Annotated in this window: 11 protein-coding genes and 1 pseudogene; 9 read left to right on the top strand and 3 right to left on the bottom strand. The window is 73.0% G+C overall.

Annotated features, from left to right (window positions below; translation table 11 throughout):
* Window positions 1-139 precede the first annotated feature (139 nt).
* A complete protein-coding gene (locus WBK50_RS02980; RefSeq protein ID WP_341334115.1) occupies window positions 140-922 on the bottom strand; it encodes a helix-turn-helix transcriptional regulator in 783 nt (260 codons plus the stop codon).
* Window positions 923-1,241: 319 nt separating this feature from the next.
* Between WBK50_RS02980 and WBK50_RS02975 the strand changes: the two genes are divergently transcribed.
* The 6 genes from WBK50_RS02975 to WBK50_RS02950 all read left to right on the top strand — a co-directional run bounded on the left by WBK50_RS02975 (window position 1,242) and on the right by WBK50_RS02950 (window position 8,065).
* Window positions 1,242-2,678 carry a class II fumarate hydratase gene (locus WBK50_RS02975; protein ID WP_341334114.1) on the top strand — a complete coding sequence of 479 codons (1,437 nt, stop codon included), beginning with the start codon at window positions 1,242-1,244 and terminating at the stop codon, window positions 2,676-2,678.
* A gap of 153 nt (window positions 2,679-2,831) precedes the next feature.
* On the top strand, window positions 2,832-4,019 hold the full coding sequence (locus WBK50_RS02970; RefSeq protein WP_341334113.1) for an EAL domain-containing protein: 1,188 nt from the start codon (window positions 2,832-2,834) through the stop codon (window positions 4,017-4,019).
* Between the two features lie 190 nt (window positions 4,020-4,209).
* Complete coding sequence (locus tag WBK50_RS02965) at window positions 4,210-5,361, top strand: ABC transporter substrate-binding protein (RefSeq protein WP_341334112.1); 1,152 nt, start codon at window positions 4,210-4,212, stop codon at window positions 5,359-5,361.
* 4 nt (window positions 5,362-5,365) lie between these two features.
* Window positions 5,366-6,268, top strand: a complete 903-nt coding sequence (locus WBK50_RS02960; protein ID WP_341334111.1) for an ABC transporter permease — start codon at window positions 5,366-5,368, stop codon at window positions 6,266-6,268.
* 13 nt (window positions 6,269-6,281) lie between these two features.
* Window positions 6,282-7,064: an ABC transporter permease gene (locus tag WBK50_RS02955; RefSeq protein ID WP_341334110.1), complete on the top strand. Its 783-nt coding sequence runs from the start codon at window positions 6,282-6,284 to the stop codon at window positions 7,062-7,064.
* On the top strand, window positions 7,061-8,065 hold the full coding sequence (locus WBK50_RS02950; RefSeq protein ID WP_341334109.1) for an ABC transporter ATP-binding protein: 1,005 nt from the start codon (window positions 7,061-7,063) through the stop codon (window positions 8,063-8,065). Before WBK50_RS02955 ends, WBK50_RS02950 begins: the two co-directional genes overlap by 4 nt.
* A gap of 37 nt (window positions 8,066-8,102) precedes the next feature.
* On the opposite strand, the gene WBK50_RS02945 is transcribed toward WBK50_RS02950, so the two are convergent.
* Window positions 8,103-9,077, bottom strand: a complete 975-nt coding sequence (locus WBK50_RS02945) for a helix-turn-helix transcriptional regulator (protein WP_341334108.1) — start codon at window positions 9,075-9,077, stop codon at window positions 8,103-8,105.
* 63 nt (window positions 9,078-9,140) lie between these two features.
* On the opposite strand from WBK50_RS02945, the gene WBK50_RS02940 reads away from it, so the two are divergent.
* From WBK50_RS02940 to WBK50_RS02930, 3 genes are all read left to right on the top strand, one after another.
* Complete coding sequence (locus tag WBK50_RS02940) at window positions 9,141-9,665, top strand: DinB family protein (RefSeq protein WP_341334107.1); 525 nt, start codon at window positions 9,141-9,143, stop codon at window positions 9,663-9,665.
* Window positions 9,666-9,708: 43 nt separating this feature from the next.
* Complete coding sequence (locus WBK50_RS02935) at window positions 9,709-11,247, top strand: ATP-dependent DNA ligase (protein ID WP_341334106.1); 1,539 nt, start codon at window positions 9,709-9,711, stop codon at window positions 11,245-11,247.
* An 82-nt stretch (window positions 11,248-11,329) separates the two neighbouring features.
* On the top strand, window positions 11,330-12,769 hold the full coding sequence (locus WBK50_RS02930; RefSeq protein WP_341334105.1) for a GuaB1 family IMP dehydrogenase-related protein: 1,440 nt from the start codon (window positions 11,330-11,332) through the stop codon (window positions 12,767-12,769).
* 74 nt (window positions 12,770-12,843) lie between these two features.
* Here the strand turns inward: WBK50_RS02930 and WBK50_RS02925 are convergent.
* Window positions 12,844-14,126, bottom strand: a pseudogene (locus tag WBK50_RS02925) (PhoH family protein).
* Window positions 14,127-14,429: the final 303 nt, after the last annotated feature.

The raw sequence follows: 14,429 nt of genomic DNA, 5'->3' as shown, positions 1-14,429 counted from the left end.
CGGCCCGTCGTCAGTGAAACTCTGCCGTACTCGAAAGGTCCGAGTTGAGGACAACGGCGTTACCGATCCACGGGAATCAGCCGGGAAAGCCTCCGAGCGGCCGTGTGTGGTTGGTCCGCGGGGCGCCGGCGCGGCGCCCTCAGGACACCCTGCCGAACAGGCCCAGCCGCTGGGCGCGGAGCACGGCCGAGAGCCGGTCCGCCACCCCGAGCTTCGCGTAGCAGCGCTCCAGGTGCTTGTGCACCGTGCGTTCGGCGATGTCCAGCCGGCGGCCGATCGCCCCTGCGGTCAGCCCCTGCGACAACAGCGTGAGGACCGCGGACTCGCGCGGGGTGAGCCGCAGGGCGGACGCGACGTCGTGGCCGGCGGCGCCCGTCTCCCGGCGCGCCCGGGCGAACGCGGACACCTGGCGGTCGAGGCCGGTCAGCACCCGCCAGAGCACGCGGCACAGGTCCAGCTCAGCGTCGGTGAACGGCTCGCCGCGGCCGAGGACGAACGCCCGGTGCACGCCCGGCTGCAACCGCAGCGGCAACGCCATCTGGTCCTGACAGTGGCAGGAACGGGCGAGGGCCGTCCACTCGCCGCAGACCCGGGGGTCCGCGTAGGTGGCCGGCACGTCGTGGGTCCGGACCGGGACCCGCAGGCCGGTCCCGATGTAGAAGCGCAGGAGCGGGTGCTCCTCGGCGGCCCGCTCGATGCTCCATTCCTCGATCTGATCGCGATAACCCGAGAAGTTCTCCCGCAGCGGATACAGCTCGATCGTCGGTGCCCGGCCCGGCGCCATGTCGTTGAAGGAGCAGCCCAGACCGTCGAAGGTCTCCCCGAGCCGCAGCGCGATCCGCTCTGCCGGGAACTCGGTCAGCGGCTCCGCCATCAGCTCGGCGACGAACTCCATCCAGTCCCGTTCGTGCCGCGCCGTCATGCCCCTCACCCCGATTGACGCTCCGTGATCAGGTACTCACCACTGACGAGCCGATCGTCAACCATTCACATACATCGGCGTGGTGAAAGCCGACGGACGGCCCTGCGGCGATAGCCCGAACGGCCGCATCCGTCGAGGGCTCCGGGACCCGCCGCGAGGTGGGCACGAGACCCGTCCCGCTGGAGGGCCCGCCGCCGATGACGCTCGGGTTCAGGTCCCCGGACAGCAGGGCGACGACGCAGCGCCCTCTCGCCCGGACGGTGTAATCCCGCCCATCCGGACCTGCGCCCACGGTGCCCCCGGGCGGAGGATGAGGCGCATGAGCGAGGGCGCTGCCGGCACCGACGGCAAGGACGACCAGGCGGAGTACCGCATCGAGCACGACACGATGGGCGAGGTCCGGGTCCCGGTCGACGCCCTGTGGCGGGCCCAGACGCAGCGCGCGGTCGAGAACTTCCCCATCTCCGGACGAGGCCTGGAGCGCGCCCAGATCCGCGCGCTCGGCCTGGTCAAGGGCGCGGCCGCGCGGGTGAACGGCCGCATCGGGGTGCTGGACGACAAGCTCGCCACGGCGATCGCCGAGGCCGCGGACGAGGTCGCCGAGGGCCGGCACGACGCGCACTTCCCGGTGGACGTGTTCCAGACGGGCTCCGGGACGTCGTCGAACATGAACGCGAACGAGGTCATCGCGACCCTCGCGACGCGGGCCTCGGGCACGGACGTCCACCCGAACGACCACGTCAACGCCTCGCAGTCGTCGAACGACGTGTTCCCGACGACCATCCACCTGGCCGCCACCGAAGCGCTCGCGACCGACGTCGTCCCGGCGCTGGAGCACCTCTCCGCCTCGCTGCGCCGCCGCGCCGAGGACTGGAAGGACGTCGTCAAGTCCGGCCGTACGCACCTCATGGACGCCGTGCCGATCACCCTCGGCCAGGAGGCCGGCGGCTGGGCGAGCCAGGCGGAGTACGGCATCGAGCGGGTCCGGGACGCGCTCCCCCGGCTCGCGCAGCTGCCGATCGGCGGCACCGCGGTGGGCACGGGGCTCAACGCCCCCGAGGGCTTCGGCTCCGGCGTCGCCGAGGAGCTCCGCGCGGCCACCGGGCTCGACGTGCTGGCCGAGGCGAGCGACCACATCGAGGCCCAGGGCAGCCGCGACGGCCTGGTCGAGGCCTCGGGCGCGCTGCGCACCGTCGCCGTGTCCCTCTACAAGATCGCGAACGACCTGCGCTGGCTGAGCTCCGGGCCGCGCACCGGGCTCGCCGAGATCCACCTGCCGGACCTGCAGCCGGGCTCGTCGATCATGCCGGGGAAGGTCAACCCGGTGATCTGCGAGGCGACGATGATGGTCGCGGCGCAGGTCATCGGCAACGACGCCACGGTCGCGTTCTCCGGCACCCAGGGCAACCTGGAGCTCAACGTGATGATGCCGGTCATGGCGCGCAACGTGCTGGAGTCCGCGCGGCTGCTCGCCAACGCGGCGCGGCTGCTGGCGGACAAGGTGGTCGACGGCGCCGAGGCGGACCTGGAGCGCACCCGCGAGTACGCCGAATCCTCGCCCTCGATCGTCACGCCGCTCAACTCCTACCTCGGCTACGAGGAGGCGGCCTCGATCGCGAAGCAGTCCCTCAAGGAGCGCCGCACGATCCGCGAGGTCGTCCTCGAACGGGGCCACGTGGAGTCCGGGAAGCTCACCCTGGAGCAGTTGGACACCGCCCTGGACGTCCTCAAGATGGCCCGCGGCGGCCGCGGCTGACGCCGCCCGTGCGCGGAAATCGTTGCCAGGGCGAGGGTTTCCGCGCACGAGCGGGGAGCGACACGTCACCCTTCGTAGTATTCGAAGATCGTTCACTCCGCGTTCACGTCCGTTCGGTCTAATCCTTGTTGTGACAACTGCAGGAACGTTGCGGTGAGTGCCTCCGGGCGGTTCGCGTTCGAGCCGCTGCTGAACCTGGTGACCGGCCGGCCGGTCGGGCTCGAGATCCTGCGTCGGCAGACGCGGGACCGGACCGAGCACGTCGCGCAGACCTCGGTGTGGGGGCCGCGGCAGCTCGCCGAGTTCGACTCCGGGATCGCGGGCGCGGCCGTCCTGCACGGCGCGGACCACGACGCGAGCGTGCCCCTGCACGTCGACGTCCTGGCGGACACCGTCGTCGGCGCCCGGGGCCGGGTCGCGCAGTTCCGCACCACGCTGGAGCGCCGCAACCCGGACCGCCCGGCGCCGCCGCTCGTACTGGAGATCAACCCGGCGCTCGCCGCCGCGCCGCCGGAGGTGTTGCTGGAACGGCTCGCCGAGCTGCGGACGGACGGCTTCGGGGTGGCCCTGGACCAGGTGGGACGCGGTTTCGGGCTCGAGTTCGTGTCCGCGCTGCGGCCGGATCTGGTCAAGATCGACGCCGAACTGGTCGCCCGGCTGCCCACGGACCGGACCGCGGCCGCCGTCGTCACCGCGATCTCCGAGGTGTGCCGGATCGTGGGGGTGCGCACCGCGGCGGTCGGCGTCTCGACGCCGGAGGAGCTCGCCGCCGTCCGCCACCACGGGATCCCCTGGGCGCAGGGACCGCTGCTCGCCGGGACGCGGCGGCGGGCGTCGACGGCCGGGGTCGGCCTGCCCCTCGAGCTGATGGAGAACGCGGCCACCCGGCTGCGGCCCTCCCCGGTCCCGCGGTCGGCGAAGGTCCCGGGCCGCCCGAGCGTCGCCGAACTGGTGCAGGCGGCCGTCAGCCTGCCGGCGAACGCGACCGCGGAGCAGGCCCGGCAGGCACTCGCGGACCATCCGCAGGTGGGGAGCGTCGTCCTGCTCGACGCGGCGCGCAGGCCGGTCGGCTTCCTGGACCGCAACCGCTTCATGCTGGCGATCTCCGGACCGTTCGGCCGGGCGCTGTGGGCCCAGCGGCCGGCCTCGGGGCTGGCGGATCCGCCCCGGACCCTACCCGCGGACGTCGACGTCCCGGTGGCGCTGAGGCACTGCCTGTCCGGTGACCGCACCCGGCACTACGACGATCTCGTCCTGCTCGACGGCGCCGGGGCCTGCGCCGGGATCGTCCGGGTGACGGACCTCCTGCGCGGGGTCGGAGGAGATTCCAGCGCCGCGTGAGTACGGCCGGTAGGCCGTCCCGGACCCGTCCGGGTGCCCGCCGGCCACGTGTCGCCGTCCGGAACGCCCGTTCCGTGACCCGCATGTGACCGAACTTGTCGCACCGCGCGGCTAGATTCCCCGATCAGGGGAGATCGACAGCTCCCGCACCCGCGCTCCCCAGCGCACCCGTTCTCGAGGAGAACCGCACATGATCAGATCGCCGCACCGGAGTCGTCGGGTCCTCGTGACCGCCGCGGTCGGGGCAGTCGTGGCGCTGGGCGCCGTGGGCTGCGTGAGCTCCGCAGGCTCGTCCTCCTCGGCCTCGGGCGGCAACGCCTGGGCCACCGCCACCTCCGCCCAGGCCGGCGGCGGGATGGACGCGCTCGTCGCGGCGGCGAAGGCGGAGGGCACGCTGAACGTCATCGCGCTGCCCCCGGACTGGGCCAACTACGGCAACATCATCAAGGCCTTCTCGGACAAGTACGGCATCAAGGTCGACTCGGCGAACCCGGACGGCTCCAGCCAGGACGAGATCAACGCGGTCAAGCAGCTCGGCACCCAGGACCGCGCGCCGGACGTGCTGGACCTCGGTCAGTCCTTCGCGCTCGGCAACGTGGACCTCTACGCCCCTTACAAGGTCGCCACGTTCGACTCGATCCCGGCCGCGAACAAGGACGCGAACGGCGCCTGGGTGAACGACTACGGCGGCTACATCTCGATCGGCTGCAACTCCACGCTGGTCCCGGTCTGCCCGACGACCCTCAAGGACCTCGCCAAGCCCGAGTACGCGGGCAAGGTCGCGCTCAACGGGGACCCGACCCAGGCCGCTTCGGCGTTCGCCTCGGTGTGGGCGGGCGCGCTGGCCAACGGCGGCTCGCTGGACGACATCAGCCCCGGCGTGACCTTCTGGGGTTCCGTCGCGAAGAGCGGCAACCTGCTGAAGGTGGACCCGAACTCCGCCACGATCCAGAGCGGCCAGACCCCCATCGTGCTGGACTGGGACTACCTGAACGTCGCCGAGACCGAGAAGAACAAGGCCTCGTTCGACTGGAAGGTCGCGGTCCCGACGGACGGGCTGTTCGCCCAGTACTACGCGCAGGCGATCAACAAGAACGCCCCGCACCCGGCCGCCGCCCGGCTCTGGCAGGAGTTCCTCTACTCGGACGAGGGCCAGAACCTGTGGCTCGCCGGCAAGGCGCGGCCCATCCGGCTGGAGGCCATGAGCGCCGGGGGCACCGCGGACAAGGCGCTGCTCGCGGCGCTTCCGCCGGTGACCGGTGAGGCACGGTTCCCGACGCAGGCGCAGACGGACGCGGCGAACAAGGTGGTGGCCCAGAACTGGGCGACCGCGACGTCGTGACGCCGTGACCTCGCTCCTCGAGCAGCCGGCCGCGCCGACGGAGACGGTGCGGCCGGCCCGGAACCGGCGCGCCGCGCTGGGACTGCTGCCCTTCGCGGCCTACCTGCTGGTCTTCCTCGGCGGGCCGCTCTACTTCGTGGTCACCGGGGCGCTCACGGACTCCGGCGGCCGGCCGACGTTCGCGAACGTCCTGGCCTCGGTCACCGAGCCGCAGTACCGCCTGGCCTTCGCGTCGAGCCTGCTGCTGTCCGCGGTGACGGCGCTGATCGGCGCCGTCTTCGGGGTGTTCCTCGCCCAGGCGGTGATCACCAGCCGGCCCGGCAGTCCGCTGCGCCGGATCGTGTCGACGGCGTCCGGGGTGCTCGCGTACTTCGGCGGGGTGCCGCTGGCGTTCGCGTTCATCGGTGCCCTCGGCCAGACCGGGCTCGCGACGATCTTCCTGCGCGGGATCGGGATCGACCTCTACGCGGCGGGCTTCCGGATCGACTCGCTCACCGGCCTGGGTCTGACCTACGTCTACTTCCAGATCCCGCTCATGGTCATCCTGATCACCCCCGCGCTGGAGGGGCTGCTGCCGCAGTGGCGGGAGGCCGCGGAGAACCTCGGTGCGTCGGCCTGGTCGTACTGGCGGCACATCGCGCTGCCGGTGCTGGCGCCCGCGCTCGGCGGGGCCACGCTGGTGCTCTTCGGCAACGCCTTCGCCGCCTACGCCACCGCGCTCGCGCTGACCAGCGGCTCGATCCCGCTGGTCACCACGTCGATCGCCTCCGCGCTGTCCGGCAACGTGCTCGCCAACCAGCAGAACGTCGGGCTCGCCCTCGGCCTGGACATGGTCGTGGTGATCGGGATCGTGATGGTCGGGTACCTGCTGCTGCAGCGGCGCGCGGCGAAGTGGACCGCGCGATGAAGGGAACGGGCCGATGAGGCGGGGCAGGCGCTGGCGGGTCGTCGTCTTCGTGATCGCGGCGATCTACTTCCTGGTGCCGCTGGTCGCCGCGGGCGAGTTCAGCCTGCGCAAGCCCGGCGGCTACGGGTTCGCCAACTACCTCGCGATCGCCACGGACCCGGTGCTGCTCGACGCGCTGCTGGTGTCCCTGGAGATCGCGGTGGTCACCGCGGTGCTCGTCCTGGTCCTGGTGATCCCCACGGCGGTGTGGGTGCGGCTGCGCCTCCCCGCGGTCGCCGGGTTGCTGGAGAGCGCGACGATCCTGCCGATCGTGGTGCCGCCGGTCGTCATGGCGGCGGGCATCGCGTTCGTGCAGGCCAACCTGGACGCGCCGGTGTTCCGGTCGCTGTTCTCGTCGTCGATCAGCGCGCTGACGCCGTTCTACGTGGTCCTGGCCCTGCCGTTCGCCTACCGCGCGATCGACAACGGGCTGGCCGCGATCCCGCTGCGCACGCTCGTCGAAGCGGCCCGCAACCTCGGGGCCGGGTGGGCGTCGGCGCTGCTGCGGGTGGTCCTCCCGGCCATCCGGAGCGCCGTGCTGGGCTCGGCGTTCCTCACCCTGGCGCTGGTCCTCGGCGAGATCGTGATCGCCCGGATCCTGCTCTACACGGACACCTTCCCGATCGCGGTCGTGGACGTCGGGCGCAGCGTCGCCGGCGTCTCGGTCGCCCTGACCCTGGCCAGCCTGCTGCTGACCTGGGTGCTGCTGCTGGCGGTCTCGTTCGCCGGTAGCCGTCGCGCGAGGAGCAACGCATGACCCACGTGATCACCTCCGACGCCGCCGCCGAGACCGCCCGCGGGACCACCGTCGAGTTCCGGGGTGTGCAGCGCGCCTACGGCTCCACGCTGGCGCTCGACGGGCTGGACCTCACCCTGCACGCCGGCGAGCTGCTCGCGCTGCTCGGCCCGTCCGGCTGCGGGAAGACCACGGCGCTGCGGCTGCTCGCGGGTTTCGACACGCCCACCGCGGGCGAGATCCTGATCGGCGGCAAGGACGTCACCGGCGTCCCGGCGTCGAAGCGGGACGCCGGGATGGTGTTCCAGGCCTACTCGCTCTTCCCCACGATGACCGCCGCGGAGAACGTGGCGTTCGGGATGCGGATGCGGAAGGTCGGCGCGGCGGAGCGGAAGCGGCGTGCGGACGAGCTGCTGGAGCTCGTCGGGCTGGGCAGCCGGGGCGGGTCGTACCCGCACGAGATGTCCGGCGGCCAGCAGCAGCGGGTGGCGCTGGCCCGGGCCCTGGCGATCAGGCCGTCGGTGCTGCTGCTGGACGAGCCCCTCTCGGCGCTCGACGCGCGGGTGCGCGTGCAGCTGCGGGACGAGATCCGGCGGCTGCAGCTCGCCGAGGGCATCACCACGCTCTTCGTGACCCACGACCAGTCCGAGGCGCTGGCCGTCGCGGACCGGGTGGCGGTGCTCAACGCCGGGCACATGGAGCAGATCGGTCCGCCGCAGGAGGTCTACGCGCGACCCGCGACGCCGTTCGTCGCCGAGTTCGTCGGGGTGATGAACGAGGTCCCGGTGGACGGGGGCCGGATCGTGGCCGGCGCGTCGGAGACGAAGCAGGTCCGCCCGGAGGGCCTCGCCGTCGGAGGGGCGGCCGGCCTGCCGGGCACCGTGCTGACCAGCACGTTCCTCGGCCCCGTGACCCGGCTGGTCGTGAGCACCGAGGTCGGCGAGCTCACCGTGGACGTGGTCAGCCGTCCCGGCCTGCCCGGCATCGGGGACCCCACCACCGTCTCGGTCATCCGCGGCTGACGCCGCCCGTGCGCAAAAATCGTTGCCCGGGCGACGATTACCGCGCACGACCCGCGGTGGCACGGCCGAACCGATCGCCCCACTCCCGGACCCGGTCCACGAGCTCCGGCGGCGAGTACACCTCGAACTCCGCGCCCACGCCGCCGAGGGCGAAGACCGGCCAGTCCAGGTCGTCGGCCTGCATCCGCAGCAGGCAGCTGCTCTCGTCGGCCTCCTCGATCGTGGCCCAGCGCCCGACCCGCGCGCGGACCGTCTCCGCGGGCGCGCGGACGAGCGCCTCGACGTCGTGGGTGGAGGACACGTTCCGGATCCCGGCCCGGACGAACTCGGCGGCGTCGGAGGTCGGGAGCGTGCGGGGCAGGAAGCGGGCGCCGGTGCGGCGCGGGCCGGTGAGCCGGTCCAGCCGGAAGCTGCGCCAGTCGTGCCGGTGCAGGTCGTAGGCCACGAGGTACCAGCGGCGGCCGAGCGGGACCAACCGGTGCGGCTCGACGAGGCGCTCCGCGGTGTCGCGGTCCCGGGCGGTGTAGCCGAACTCGAGACGCTCGTCGTCCCGGCAGGCCTGGGCGACCGTGATCAGCACGTCCGGGTCCACCGCCGGCGCCGGATTCGTCCCGGCCCAGGTCACGGGCACGGTGACGGCCCGCAACGCGTCCACCCGGCGGCGCAGCCGCGGCGGCATCACCTGCACGACCTTCGTCAGCGCGCGGACCGCGGACTCCTCGATACCGGCGATCGCGCCCTGCGTCGCGGCCTGCATCCCGACGGCGAGCGCGACGGCCTCCTCGTCGTCGACGACCAGCGGGGGCAGCGCGGCGCCCGCCGCCAGCTGGTATCCCCCGTCGACCCCGCGGGTGGCCTCGACGGGGTAGCCGAGCTCGCGGAGCCGGTCGACGTCGCGGCGCAGCGTGCGGGTGGAGACCCCGAGCCTTCCCGCCAGCTCGCCGCCGGGCCAGTACCGGTGGGTCTGCAGCAGGGACAGCAGCCGCAGCGTCCGGGAGCTCGTGTTCGCCATGTTCTCCATTCTGGCGGCCATTGAGGACAGGAACTGACCGGAGCGGCTTCTATCGTTCTCCTCATGACGACGACGGAGAACACCCCGACCCTCACCGGCGAGCGCGCGGACATCCTGGAGGCGCTGACCCAGCAGCGCTACTTCCTCCGCCACACCGCCGAGGGCCTGACGGACGAGCAGGCCGCGGCGCGGACCACGGTCAGCGAGCTCTGCCTGGGCGGCCTGATCAAGCACGTCGCGCTGGTCGAGCGGGCGTGGGTGGACTTCATCCTCGAGGGCACGTCGGCGATGGAGGCGACCGAGAACTCGTCGACGGAGCACGCCCTCGGCTTCCGGATGCAGCCCGGGGAGACCCTCGCGGGCCTCCTCGCGCGGTACGAAGAGGTCGCGCGGCGCACGGACGACGTGCTCGCGACCCTCCCCGACCTCGACGTGTCGCACGCGCTGCCGGAAGCCCCGTGGTTCGAGCCGGGCGCGCGCCGCTCCGCCCGCCGGGTCTTCCTCCACATCGTCGCCGAGACGGCCCAGCACGCCGGGCACGCGGACATCCTGCGGGAGGCGATCGACGGGCAGAAGACGATGGGCTGATCTGCACGATCTCGACGGGAAACTGTCGGGGGCCGCTGTCAGGATGGTTCCTGTGCTGCTCACCAGGGTCGTGGACACCTCCGCCGCGGTCGGCGCCACCCGCTCCCGCAAGGAGAAGACGACGGCGCTGGCCGCCCTGCTACGGCTCGCCGAGCCGGACGAGGTCGAGCCCACCACCGCGTGGCTCGCGGGCGAACCCCGGCAGGGTCGGATCGGCGCCGGCTGGCGCACCCTGTCGGGCCTGGTCACGGACCCGGCGGACGAACCGTCGCTGACCGTCGCCGGGGTGGACGAGACCCTCACCGAGCTGGCCGGGACGTCCGGTGCGGGCTCCACGCGGCGGCGCAGGGAGCTGCTGGGCGAGCTGTTCGGCGCCGCCACCGAGGCGGAGCAGAAGTTCCTCGTCCGGCTGCTCACCGGGGAGCTCCGGCAGGGCGCGCTGGAGGGCGTGATGCTCGAGGCGATCGCCGCGGCGGCCGACGTCCCGGCCGCGAGCGTGCGGCGGGCGTTCATGCTGTCCGGCCGGTTGCCGGGCACCGCGGTCGTCGCGCTGAGCGGTGGGGCCGAGGCTCTCGACGCCGCGCGGCTGGAGGTCGGGCGACCGGTGCGGCCCATGCTCGCGAGCCCCGGGTCGTCGCTCGACGCGGCGCTGGAGTCGCTGGGCACCGACGTCACCGTCGAGTTCAAGCTGGACGGCGCGCGCATCCAGGTCCACCGGGACGGCGACGAGGTGCGGGTCTGGACGCGCACCCTGCGGGAGATCACGGACGGCGTGCCCGAGCTCGTCGAGCAGGTGCGGAGCCTGCCGTGCCGCTCCGCGGTGCTCGACGGCGAGACCCTCGCCCTCGACGACGACGGCCGCCCGCGCCCCTTCCAGGACACGATGAGCAGGTTCGGCAGCGACGCCACGGAGGAGCAGGCCCTGCTGAGCCCCTTCTTCTTCGATCTCCTACACCTCGACGGCAAGGACCTCCTCGACGAGCCGTTGCAGGTGCGCCTGGACGCCCTCGCCGGGCTGCTCGCCGCGCCCGAGCAGGCGCCGCTCCGCATGCCGGGCGTCCGCACGCCCACCCCTGAGCAGGCCGCCACCGTGCTGGACGACGCGCTGGGCGCCGGGCACGAGGGCGTCGTCGTCAAGGCGCTGGACGGCCCGTACGCGGCCGGGCGCCGCGGCAAGGCGTGGCAGAAGGTCAAGCCCGTGCACACCCTGGACCTGGTGGTCCTCGGTGCGGAGTGGGGCTACGGCCGGCGCACGGGCTCGCTCTCCAACATCCATCTCGGCGCCCGGGACCCGGACGGCGGCGAGCCGATCATGGTGGGCAAGACGTTCAAGGGCATGACGGACGAGCTGCTCGCCTGGCAGACCAGGACGTTCCCCGAGTACGCCAGCGGGGAGTCCCCGGGTGCGGTGCTGCTGCGCCCCGAGCTCGTCGTCGAGATCGCCTTGGACGGCGCGCAGCGCAGCGTCCGCTACCCCGGCGGCGTCGCGCTCCGGTTCGCCCGCGTCCTGCGCTACCGCCCGGACAAGACCCCGGGCGAGGCGGACACGATCGACGCGGTGCGCGCCCTGCTCGCCGAGTGATCTCTCGAACCCAACCGTGAGATCGTCGTCGCGCCGGGAACGGGTGGGCTGCGCGGTGATCGGCGCGTACCCTTCACTACTCGTGCGCTTCCTCGACGGCCAACGGCCCGCGACCGACCTGACCTACGACGACGTCTTCCTCGTCCCGGGGCGGTCGACCGTCGCCTCCCGCTTCGACGTGGACCTCACCACCGCGGACGGCACGGGGGCGACGGTGCCGGTCGTCGCGGCCAACATGACCGCCGTCGCCGGACGCCGGATGGCCGAGACCCTCGCCCGCCGCGGCGCGCTGACCGTCCTCCCCCAGGACGTGGCGCCGCAGGCCGTCGCGGAGATCGTCGCGTGGATCAAGTCCCGGCACGTCGTCTGGGACACCCCGCTCGTGCTGCGCACCGGGGACGCCGTCGCGGACGCGCTGAACCTGCTGCCGAAGCGCGCGCACGGCACCGTCGTGGTGGTCGACGACGGCGGGCGCCCGGTCGGCACGGTCGACGAGGCCGCCTGCTCGGGGGTCGACCGCTTCACCCGGCTCTCCGAGGTCCTCGACGGCGCGCCGGTCATGCTGCCCCTGGACACCGCGCCGCGGGACGTCTTCGAGGCGCTCGGCGGTCGCGGGGTCGCGCTCGGCCTCGACCGCGACGGCCGGCTCGCCGGGCTGCTCACCGCCCTCGGTGCGATCCGGGCCGGGATCTACGCGCCCACCCTCGACGCCCACGGCCGGCTGCGGACCGCGGCCGCGATCGGGATCAACGGCGACGTGCCGACGAAGGCGAAGGCACTGCTCGCCGCGGGGGTCGACGTGCTCGTCGTCGACACCGCACACGGGCACCAGGACAAGATGCTCGACGCCCTGCGCGCCGTTCGCGCGGCGGTGCGCGACGCCGGTTCGACCGTCCCGATCGCCGCGGGCAACGTCGTCACGGCCGAGGGCGTGCACGATCTGGCCGAGGCGGGCGCGGACGTGATCAAGGTCGGCGTCGGACCCGGCGCCATGTGCACGACGCGGATGATGACCGGCGTCGGCCGCCCGCAGTTCTCCGCGGTGCTCGAGTGCGCTGCGGCCGGGCGCGAGCACGGGGTGCACATCTGGGCCGACGGCGGGGTTCGGCACCCACGGGACGTCGCGCTGGCGCTGGCCGCGGGCGCGTCGTCGGTGATGATCGGATCCTGGCTGGCCGGAACCTACGAGTCCCCGGGCGACCTGCTGCGCGACGAGAACGGCCGCGCCTACAAGGAGTCCTTCGGGATGGCATCGAAGCGTGCCGTCAGCGCCCGGACCCGGGGCGACGGGGACTTCGACCGTGCCCGCAAGGGCCTGTTCGAGGAGGGCATCTCCAGCTCGCGGCAGCTGCTGGACCCGGCCCGCCCGGGCGTCGAGGACGTGCTCGACGGCATCTGCGCCGGGGTCCGCTCCGCCGCCACCTACGCCGGCGCCTGCAGCCTCGAGGAGCTCCACGAGCGCGCGGTGGTGGGGGTCCAGACCATGGCGGGGTTCACGGAGGGCACCCCGCACGGCCTGTAGGGCCCACCCCGCACGAGCGGCACTCTCGTGCGGACCTACCGCATGAAAGTGCCGCTCGTGCAAACAGGGGACCGCTACGCGTTCGGGCCCTCGAGCATCTCCGTCACCAGGGCCGCGATCGGGCTGCGCTCGGACCGGGTCAGGGTGACGTGGGCGAAGAGCGGGTGGCCCTTCAGCTTCTCGATCACCGCGGCGATGCCGTCGTGCCTGCCCACCCGCAGGTTGTCCCGCTGCGCGACGTCGTGGGTCAGGACCACGCGGCTCGCGGTGCCGAGCCGCGAGAGCACCGTGAGCAGGACGTTGCGCTCCAGGGACTGCGCCTCGTCGACGATCACGAACGTGTCGTGCAGGGAGCGCCCGCGGATGTGGGTCAGCGGCAGCACCTCGAGCATCCCGCGGGAGATGATCTCGTCCAGGACGTTCTGGCTGACCAGGGCGCCGAGGGTGTCGAAGACAGCCTGGGCCCAGGGGCCCATCTTCTCGCTCTCGCTGCCCGGCAGGTAGCCGAGCTCCTGCCCGCCGACGGCGTAGAGCGGCCGGAACACGACGATCTTGCGGTGCTGCTGGCGCTCCATGACGGCCTCGAGGCCGGCGAGCAGCGCGAGCGCCGACTTCCCGGTACCGGCCCGTCCGCCGAGGGAGACGATGCCGACGTCCGGATCCAGGAGCAGGTCCAGGGCGACCCGCTGCTCCGCGGAGCGGCCGTGCAGGCCGAACGCCTCCCGGTCCCCACGGACCAGCTTGACCTGCTTGTCCGCCGTGACCCGGCCGAGTGCGGCGGACGTGCCGCCGAGCAGCCTGATCCCGGTGTTGCAGGGGAGCTCGCGGGCTTCCTCGTGGTCCAGGACGCCGTCCCGGAAGAGCGTGTCGACGTCGTCGGCCCGCACCTCCAGGTCGACCATCCCGGTCCAGCCCGACGGGACGACGTCCTGGCCGTGGTACTCGTCGGCGGGGAGCCCGACCGCCGCGGCCTTCACCCGCAGCGGCATGTCCTTGGTGACCAGCACGACCTCGCGGGTGGGCCCGTAGTCCGCGCGCAGGTTGAGCGCGCAGGCGAGGATCCGGCTGTCGTTGCTGTCGGTCCGGAAACCGGCCGGCAGCACCATCGGGTCGCTGTGGTTCAGCTCGACGTGGAGCGTTCCGCCGGCGTCCCCGATCGGGACGGGCGCGTCGAGCCTGCCGTGCTTGATGCGCAGCTCGTCGAGCTGACGCAGCGCCGCGCGGGCGAACCACCCGAGTTCCGGGTGGTGCCGCTTGCCCTCGAGCCAGAGATGACCACGAGCGGAAGGACGACCTGATGCTCGTCGAACCGGGTCAGCGACCACGGGTCGGACAACAGCACCGAGGTGTCGAGCACGTAGCAGCAGGCACCCCGGGAAACGGATGCGTTGCTCTCCTGAACCGGGGCCGGACGACGATCGGTCACGGGTGCTCCCTCGTGAGCGCGGCACCACGCCCACTTCTCCGGTGGGCCGGCGGCCCTGGCGCGGGTGTGTCGACCGCGTTTCGCAACGCTGCCGGCACGCCCGCAAGGGCCGGATGCCGGCCCTCTCGGGTGCTTTGCAACACCACGTCCAGGGCCTCCCCGGGCGATGCGATCGGCACGCACCGCCACGGCGAACGCTACTAGCGGTTACCCGGGTGCGGTCAACTGTTACTT

Origin of the sequence: Pseudonocardia sp. T1-2H, from assembly GCF_038039215.1 — a bacterium.
Taxonomy (GTDB): Bacteria; Actinomycetota; Actinomycetes; order Mycobacteriales; family Pseudonocardiaceae; genus Pseudonocardia.
Note: the sequence above shows the minus strand (reverse complement) of the source record. Positions and strands in the feature narration are given on the sequence as shown.